This is a genomic window from Nocardioides abyssi (assembly GCF_030412915.1).
GTDB lineage: Bacteria > Actinomycetota > Actinomycetes > Propionibacteriales > Nocardioidaceae > Nocardioides > Nocardioides abyssi.
Map to the genome: position 1 here is coordinate 1 of NZ_JAUHJR010000041.1, position 402 is coordinate 402.

A 402-nucleotide genomic window follows, 5' to 3' on the forward strand; every position below is an offset into this window, starting at 1 on the left:
GCCTAATTTCGGAGCCCTAATGGCCGTACAAGTATGGCTTGTAAGATCCGTCGTCGTACAAAAGCTCGCTATGATCATGGACGTATTGGCCTTCGATTCCAGAGCCGGCCAAAAGCCCGTGCCCAAGCAATCCCAAACCGGGGGCGACCACAGCACCGGCAGTTGCAGGTGCGATAATGGCTCCAGCAGCTCCAAGACCAGCGCCATAAATTCCGGGAGCGACGATTCCTCCATGGGCCACTCCGCTTGTGATGACAGCGCCTGATGGACCAGTGATCACAGCGGGGGCTCCCAAGCCGCCGACGACGCCCGCGTGGTATCCGGCATTGGCTACGGCTATTGCCACAAAGAAGGCGGCTAATCCCAATGAATTCATCGTGTTCTTTTCTTGTTTTACTGCCG

General features: G+C 56.7%; 1 protein-coding gene. It reads right to left on the reverse strand.

The window, feature by feature from the left end; all coding sequences use genetic code 11:
• Positions 1-16 precede the first annotated feature (16 nt).
• The coding region (locus tag QWY29_RS19815; RefSeq protein WP_300962960.1) for a hypothetical protein at positions 17-402 on the reverse strand (386 nt) is incomplete at its 5' end.